This window comes from Vibrio ezurae NBRC 102218 (genome assembly GCF_000467185.1).
Lineage (GTDB): Bacteria > Pseudomonadota > Gammaproteobacteria > Enterobacterales > Vibrionaceae > Vibrio > Vibrio ezurae.
Map to the genome: position 1 here is coordinate 1 of NZ_BATM01000064.1, position 1203 is coordinate 1203.

Below are 1203 nucleotides of genomic sequence, written 5' to 3' on the forward strand. Positions count from 1 at the left end.
GTATTAGTTCAGACTAGATCTGACATTTCAATTTGAAAAGTTGAGAGTTACCCACTTTGATTAAAGGTGCTTAATCACTAATCAAAGACAACAAGAGGTAACTCTCATGCTTCATACTAGCAATCCAATCATTAAACACAAAGCTGGTCTTCTCAATCTTGCAGAAGAACTCGGTAATGTATCAAGAGCTTGTAAGGTTATGGGCGTATCAAGAGATACGTTTTATCGTTATCAAGAGTTGGTTGAAACAGGTGGGATCGATGCTCTGATTAATCAGACTAGAAGAACACCAAACTTGAAAAACCGAGTCGATAGCGAAACAGAGCAAGCCGTGCTCAAATACGCCATCGATTTTCCTGCCCATGGACAAGTCAGAACGAGCAATGAGCTACGTAAATTAGGTGTTTTCATTTCACCAAGTGGAGTCCGCTCAATCTGGCTTCGCAATGATTTAGAGAACTTCAAAAAGCGTCTTCTTGCACTAGAAAAACAAGTCGCTGAAAACGGTATCATCTTAACGGATGAACAAGTTGCAGCCCTTGAACGCAAGAAGCATGATGATGAGGCTTGTGGTGAGATAGAAACTGCACACCCTGGTTATCTAGGCTCTCAAGACACTTTCTATGTCGGGAATCTGAAAGGTGTTGGCCGCATTTATCAACAGACCTTCGTTGATACCTACAGTAAGGTCGCTTTCGCTAAGTTGTACACAACTAAAACACCCATTACGGCAGCAGACATGTTGAATGACAAAGTTCTACCGTTCTTTGAGGCTAAAGAACTACCAATGCTTCGAATCTTGACTGATCGTGGAACGGAATACTGTGGGCGTGTTGACCAGCATGACTACCAACTCTATCTTGCAATTAATGATATCGACCACACCAAAACTAAAGCAATGTCACCACAAACTAATGGCATCTGCGAGCGCTTCCACAAGACCATATTGAATGAGTTTTACCAAGTGACTTTTAGAAAGAAACTGTATAGCGCAATGGACGAATTACAAAAAGATCTGGACGAATGGATGGACTACTACAACAATCAACGTACCCATCAAGGAAAAATGTGCTGTGGCAGAACACCGATAGATACATTAGAGGATGGGAAAACTATCTGGGCTGAAAAAAATCTAGCTCAGATATAATCTGACAGGCACCAAGTAAAAAGTGGGTAACTGTCAGATCAGGTCTGAATTAGTAC

1 protein-coding gene is annotated in these 1203 nt (G+C 41.4%); it reads left to right on the forward strand.

The features are described 5' to 3' along the window. The first annotated feature begins 106 nt into the window (after window positions 1-106). Window positions 107-1147 carry an IS481 family transposase gene (locus tag VEZ01S_RS16250; RefSeq protein WP_021715127.1) on the forward strand — a complete coding sequence of 347 codons (1041 nt, stop codon included), beginning with the start codon at window positions 107-109 and terminating at the stop codon, window positions 1145-1147. Window positions 1148-1203: the final 56 nt, after the last annotated feature.